General features: G+C 63.6%; 5 protein-coding genes and 1 tRNA gene. 3 read left to right on the top strand and 3 right to left on the bottom strand.

Translation table 11 applies throughout. From position 1 onward, the window contains the following. Positions 1-184 precede the first annotated feature (184 nt). Both AC3WR3_RS05210 and AC3WR3_RS05215 read left to right on the top strand, forming a co-directional pair. A complete protein-coding gene (locus AC3WR3_RS05210; RefSeq protein ID WP_492291358.1) occupies positions 185-952 on the top strand; it encodes a DODA-type extradiol aromatic ring-opening family dioxygenase in 768 nt (255 codons plus the stop codon). A gap of 160 nt (positions 953-1,112) precedes the next feature. Further along, positions 1,113-4,325, top strand: coding sequence for an ATP-binding protein (locus tag AC3WR3_RS05215; RefSeq protein WP_492291359.1), 3,213 nt, complete (start codon positions 1,113-1,115; stop codon positions 4,323-4,325). Positions 4,326-4,430: 105 nt separating this feature from the next. Here AC3WR3_RS05215 and AC3WR3_RS05220 read toward each other — a convergent pair whose 3' ends face one another. Together AC3WR3_RS05220 and AC3WR3_RS05225 are read right to left on the bottom strand one after the other, a co-directional pair. Beyond that, entirely contained in the window at positions 4,431-4,904 is a 474-nt protein-coding gene (locus AC3WR3_RS05220; protein WP_492291360.1) for a DUF1203 domain-containing protein, read from the bottom strand. 331 nt (positions 4,905-5,235) lie between these two features. After that, positions 5,236-5,436, bottom strand: coding sequence for a YbfA family protein (locus AC3WR3_RS05225; RefSeq protein ID WP_025327782.1), 201 nt, complete (start codon positions 5,434-5,436; stop codon positions 5,236-5,238). Positions 5,437-5,650: 214 nt separating this feature from the next. On the opposite strand from AC3WR3_RS05225, the gene AC3WR3_RS05230 reads away from it, so the two are divergent. Further along, on the top strand, positions 5,651-5,944 hold the full coding sequence (locus AC3WR3_RS05230; RefSeq protein ID WP_202046854.1) for a hypothetical protein: 294 nt from the start codon (positions 5,651-5,653) through the stop codon (positions 5,942-5,944). Positions 5,945-6,019: 75 nt separating this feature from the next. On the opposite strand, the gene AC3WR3_RS05235 is transcribed toward AC3WR3_RS05230, so the two are convergent. Then, positions 6,020-6,093, bottom strand: a tRNA-Cys gene (locus AC3WR3_RS05235). Positions 6,094-6,224 lie beyond the last annotated feature (131 nt).

The following is a 6,224-nucleotide window of genomic DNA, read 5'->3' on the forward strand; positions in this document are numbered from 1 at the left end:
TGCGCCATTTCGTTCGTCCTTTCCGCTCAGACTATCAACCAAAAGTGAACGGTGCTTATCCATAAAGCCTGATTGTTAACCCAGTCATTGGGGCAGATAATGACCACATCGTCAGCGGCATGTCGCCCTGACCTCGGGTTTTCGGTGCGCAGCACGCATCGGCATAACGCATATGGAGTCTGTCATGGCTATCGCCCCCGTCTGGTTTATCTCCCACGGCGCCCCGGATCTGGTCCTGCGGGATCAGCCTGCCACCCGGTTCCTGAAACAGCTGCGCCTCGAGGGCGTCAGGGGGCTGGTGGTGATCTCGGCCCACTGGTTCAGCCGCGGCGAGCCGCAGCTCAACGTCGAGCCGAACCCGGCCCTGATGTACGACTTCTACGGCTTCCCCGAGCCCCTCTATCGGATCCGCTGGCCGGCCAGGAGCCCCCAGTGGCTGCAGGAGGCGGTGAGCGATCAGCTGCTGCTGGCGGGCCTGCCCGCCACGCCGGTCAAGCGCGAGCTGGATCACGGGGTCTGGTCGCCCCTCTCCCTGATGGATCCCCAGAGCGAGCTCCCCCTGGTGCAACTCTCCATTCCGGCCGGCTTCACCCCGGCCCAGCTGTGGCAACTGGGGGAGGCGCTGCAGGGCCTGCGCGCGCAGGGCATCGCCATAGTCGCCTCCGGCGCCATCACCCACAACCTGAGGGCGCTCGGGCCGGACGACAGCCCGGTGCCCCGCTGGGCGAGCGCCTTCGTTCACTGGCTGGAGCAGGCCATGGATGAGGGTGACAGGGCGGCGCTGGAAGATTATCGGGCCCGGGCTCCGGGTGCCGTGGAATCCCATCCCCATGACGATCACCTGCGCCCGCTGTTCGTGGCGCTCGGGGCGGCGGGAAGCGACAGACCGACCAGGCTGCACCAGAGCTGGGACTATGGCAGCCTCTACATGGGCGCCTACCGGTTCGGCTGATCCCGGCAACTCTGGACAAGCATGGCGGCGCACGCCGCCATGCTTGTGCCTTTCATGCTGGCTGCGACCAAATAGGGGACTCGTTATAGCCATTTTCCGGTAGAATGGCCGTCTTTGGCCCAGACCCGGCAAGGATGGCTGTCCCGTTCCAGGTGGCATGATGAACCTCTATCGATCACTGATCCTGCTCTGTCTGCTGTTCGGCCAGCCTGCGCTGGCCTTGACCCTGCACAGCCGTCACCATCCCGAGATAGTCCCTCCCCGCTGGTCCAAGGCCGAGCAGGGCTGGTTGCGGCAGGCCGGGCAGTTGCGGGTCGGCCTCCTCGCACAGGATTACCGCCCCTTCAGCATGATCGTCTCCCGGCACAGGTTCGAGGGGATCTCCGCCGATTACCTCGGCATCCTCGCCCATATGCTGCAAAAGCCCCTGTCACTGCAGCTCTTCGCCGACAAGGAGAGCGCCCTGCTCGCCCTGCGCCGGGGAGAACTCGATCTGGTCAACCTCGGCAACCTGACCCTGGCGGACACCGAGGCCTCCGGGATCCGGCTCAGCCAACCCTACTTCAGCAGCGCCCTGGTCTTCTCGGCCCCCAAAGCCTATCAGGGCCCCCTGCTCACCCCGGGCCAGCGCGTCGCCGCCGTAAAGGGCCAGATAGACGCGCAGCGGTTCAGGCTCTACTACCCCACCCTCACCCTGGTGACCCATGACTCCAACATGGAGGCCTTCGACGCCGTCTTCTTCGGCCGCCAGGAGATACTGCTCAGCGACGCCCACGCCATGCACTACCTCAACAGCGAGCGCTTCGACCACCTCAGGCAGCGCGGCGAGGCGCAGCCCAGCCTGGCTCCGGCCGACTTTCGCTTCGCAGTCTCCGCCCGCGTGCCGGCCCTGCTCGGCCTCATCAATCGCGGCCTGGACGCCATCGACGACGGGACCCGCAATGCCATCTTCAGCCAGTGGAACGGGCCCATACGTGACATGAATGACGGCGCGAGCGAGCGCTATGACGCCGCCGAGCAGGCCTGGCTGCGCCAGTCTCCCCCCATCAAGGTGTGGCTGATGGACAACCTCTACCCCTATGGCGCCCTGGATCACGACGGCCAGCTCACCGGCATGACGGTCGACATGCTGGCCAAGGTGAGCAAGCGCACCGGCCTCTCCTTCGAGTTCATCCGCTTCGACTCCGACCGGCAGCGGGACAAGGCCATCCGCTCGGGGCGCCTCGATCTCATCGGTGCCATCTCCCGGCCCGTGGCCGAGCGCTATGGCCTGCGCCCCTCGGTCCCCTATGCCACGGACGACATCTACGTGATCCTCACCCATCAGGGGGAGGAGAGCATGGGCTCGCTGCAGGGTCTGGCGGGCAAGCGCGTGGGGATGACCCGCTACAACCCGCTCGCCGATCAGCTCAAGGGCAGCCGGCTCACCACCATGGAGAGCGCCGAGGAGGCGATGCAGGCCGTCGAGGGGGGCAGGCTGGATGCCGCCATAGTGCCGCTCTATTTTGCCCGCCACGCCCTGGACAACGATCCGCAAACCCGGTTGCGTATCGCGGGGCCCGCCGATGACGAGCCCATACGGATGGGCTTTGCCAGCCAGCCCGGCAACGCGATGCTGATGGATATTCTCGACAAGACCCTGCTCGCCATCCCGCCCAACGAGCTGGCCATGACGAGCTACGAGTGGCGCAACCGCAAACTGCCGATGCCCGGCTTCATGGAGCGCCACGCCCACGCCTTCTACCTGCTGTTTGCTGTGCTCTTCGCCCTGGCCCTGGTGCTGCTCTATCGCAACCTCATGCTCAAGGGGCTGGCCCGCGCCGAGCAGGCCTCCCGCCAGCAGCTGGAGGCCCACGTGAGGTTCATCAAGGCGCTCGGGGAGAGCCAGCCTCACCCCATAGTGGTGCGGGACAAGAGCGGCAAGGTCTTGCTGTGCAACAGCAAATACCTGGCCCAGCTCGGTGCCCGCCCGGAAGACGTCATGGGGCACCCCTTCGTCCAGGGACTGGAGGGGCTCATCGAGCCCCGGAGCATCGCCGCCCTGGAGCAGGACTTTACAAAGGTGCTGCAGCATGGCCAGCCCGTCTTCGCCGATCGTATTTTCAACCGCGAAGGGAGGCAGACCCACATCTATCACTGGATGGTGCCCTACTTCGATGCAGAAGGGGCCATCAGCGGGGTGATCGACGGCTGGATCGACATCACGGACCGCAAGCGGCTGGAGGAGGCCCTGCGCCAGGCCAAGCTGCAGGCCGACAGCGCCAGCCGGGCCAAGAGCGACTTTCTCGCCACCATGAGTCACGAGATCCGCACCCCCATGAACGCCATCCTCGGCATGCTGGAGCTGGCCACCGAGGATCCCGCCCTCAGTCGTCACAGTGCCGAGCTGCTGCGCATCGCCGCGGACTCGGCCCACGGTCTGCTGGATCTGCTCGGGGATACCCTGGATATCGCCAGCATAGAGGCGGGCCAGATGACCCTGACCCCGACCCCCTGCGAGCTGACGCCGCTGCTGCTGTCGGTCACCCGGGTGTTCGATGGCATGGCCGGGCAAAAGGGGGTGGCCTATCGCGTCGAGCTGCCCGGCGCCCCCCTGCCGACCGTGCTGATCGATTCCCTTCGGCTGCGCCAGATCCTCTTCAACCTGATCGGCAACGCCATCAAGTTCACGGAGCAGGGGGAGGTGAGCATCAGCGCCGCCCTGACGGGAGACCCCCAGCAGGCCCCCGTGCTGCACCTGGTCATCGCAGACACCGGGGTCGGCATACCGGCGGACAAGCTGCCCCGGCTGTTCACCCCCTTCTACCGTGCGCACTCCCTCGAGCAGTACCCGGGCAGCGGCCTCGGCCTGAACCTGGCCCGCATCCTGTGCCAGCTGATGGGGGGAGAGATAGGCGTCGACAGCGCGCCAGGACGGGGGACCCGCCTCGAGATAAGGCTGCCCCTGACCCTGGCCACCCCGGATCGCCCCCAGGTGATAGCCCCCCTCCCCCCGCGAGAGCCTGGGCCCCGGCTGCGGATACTGGTGGTGGATGACAACCATGCCAACCAGATCCTGCTGCGCCAGCAGCTCAAGCACCTGGGACACGAGGTGAGCGTGCGCAGCAACGGGCTGGAGGCGCTGCGGGCCGTCGGCAGCCACTCCTTCGATCTCGTCATCACCGACTGCCAGATGCCGGTGATGGACGGCTTCGAACTGACCCGCAACCTGCGTGCCCGTGGCCATGAGCTGCCGGTCTGGGGCTTTACCGCCCACGCCTTGCCCCGGGAGCGGGAGCTCTGCCTCGCCGCCGGCATGAACGACTGCCTGTTCAAACCCATAGGTCTCGCCCGCCTGCGCGCGGCGCTGGCCGAACTAGGCCGGGAGGCATAACGGGGCACCATTTCGCAAGAGAAGCCGTTGTCCGGCGGGGGCAAGGAGCACGACCCGCCCTGAAGACAGGGCTGCGCCTTGAGCTGTGCATGAACCAGAGCTGGCTCAGGCACGACTGACGGTGCAGCTGAAACAACCCGGGCTGGCATTGTGTACCTGCATGTACGCGACCTCCCCATTCGACAGCTGCTGACGAATGGCTCGCTCGAATTCACTGCCTTGAATGGTCTGGGCGTGGATCATCATGTGCGCCCTGTCATAGGACCTGACCGAGAGCAGGCGCCCAAGCAGGATCTCCGGTATCTCATTGACACCCAGCACCGCAGTGTCGGCGTGTTCGCGCACAAAGATGGGCCCCCCTGCCCGATAGGGAGAGTCGACGTCATGGTGCAGGAAGTGGATCAGCAGTACCCTCTCCCCCGGCATGGCATCCTGCAGGGAAACCCGGCACGGGTAACCGGGTCTGGCATCGGCCGTCACCCATCTTGCGTCGATGCCCTGCAGCTCCTCCTCGCTCATCGCCATGAAGCGTGCAAACAGACCCTTCTCTAACCCCTGAATCCTGAAATCGGTGTTCATCGCGGCACTCCCTCTGATCAAAGGCACCATGTTAGCCATGGCGTGGCCCTATGCTGGCCATTTCCGGTCAGGCAATCCTATTTCTGCCACCGGGCTCTGCTGTGCGGTGCTTGGCGGCCCCTTCTGAGGGGTGGAGTGAGGAGAGCGAAGATGGGATGGAATGAGATGGGAGCCAGCGCCGGGCCTGCCACCAGCCGCAAGGCGTGCTGTGGCTGTTCGATACCCATAAAAAAACCGACACCCGTGGTGTCGGTTTTTTGTATCGGGAGGTGCGCCCTGCCTTCCTTTTGCGCCGAACTCGGGCCGGGCGAGGCAGGTCACGCGACGGGGATCAGTAGAAGATCCGCTCACCCCGTTCGCTCATCTTGAGCCACACCGGCTTGGTGCTGGTCTTGTTCCAGATCCGGTGCAGGTAGCTGTAGAAGCGGGCGCGATCGCGGCGAAACAGCATCACAGGGAAGGCGAGCAGACCCACCATCAGTACGAAGATGCGGCGAAGGATTATCTGAGTCAGGGAGAAGGGATGAAACATGATTTAACGCCTCACTGGTAAGACCACTGAGCAAAGATTACTCCACAATCTGTAGGATTACTACACCAACAAGCCCACTTTTTTATAAAAAAACCGCCTAAAAACCAGAAAGTGAAACTGGGTTACATTATTTAACCAAAGAGTAACAAGGCTGGCAAAAACCACGCCTTGGGCAAGAGTTAGAACATGGAGAGGTAAATGGGGGGAGAAGCGCATGAAACTGGCAGACATTGCTGTCCTGAGCGTACTGGGTCTGCTCGCCTGGTCACAGTGGCAGGAGTGGCGGCTCAACCAGAACGACGCCATCACGCTGGCGTACCAGGGGGTGCCTGTCGTCAGCCTGTGGCAATGCGGTCAACTGAAGCAGAAGATGGCCGATCTGACCGACCACGCCGCCGAGCTGCAGCTTCAGTATCGGGGGCAATCCCTCGACGAGATAAGTCACTATCTGCAAAGAGAGTGGCGCCATCAGGGCTGCGAGCTGTTATTGACCCAGCAAGGATATTGAACGCAAAGGGATATGCCGAAAGAGGTTCTTGGGATGAAACCTGGCATGGAACAAGAATGAAACCTAGGAAGAAGATGGAGGCACGTTCCGGAGTCGAACCGGACTAAACGGATTTGCAATCCGCTGCATAACCGCTTTGCTAACGCGCCATGCTGACAAGACTGATGTCTTGAAAGTGAGTTCCATCGTTGGTGCGATGGAAAATTGGAGCGGGAAACGAGACTCGAACTCGCGACCCCGACCTTGGCAAGGTCGTGCTCTACCAACTGAGCTATTCCCG

It is taken from the genome of Aeromonas sp. EU05-FHT14A05 (assembly GCF_058791175.1).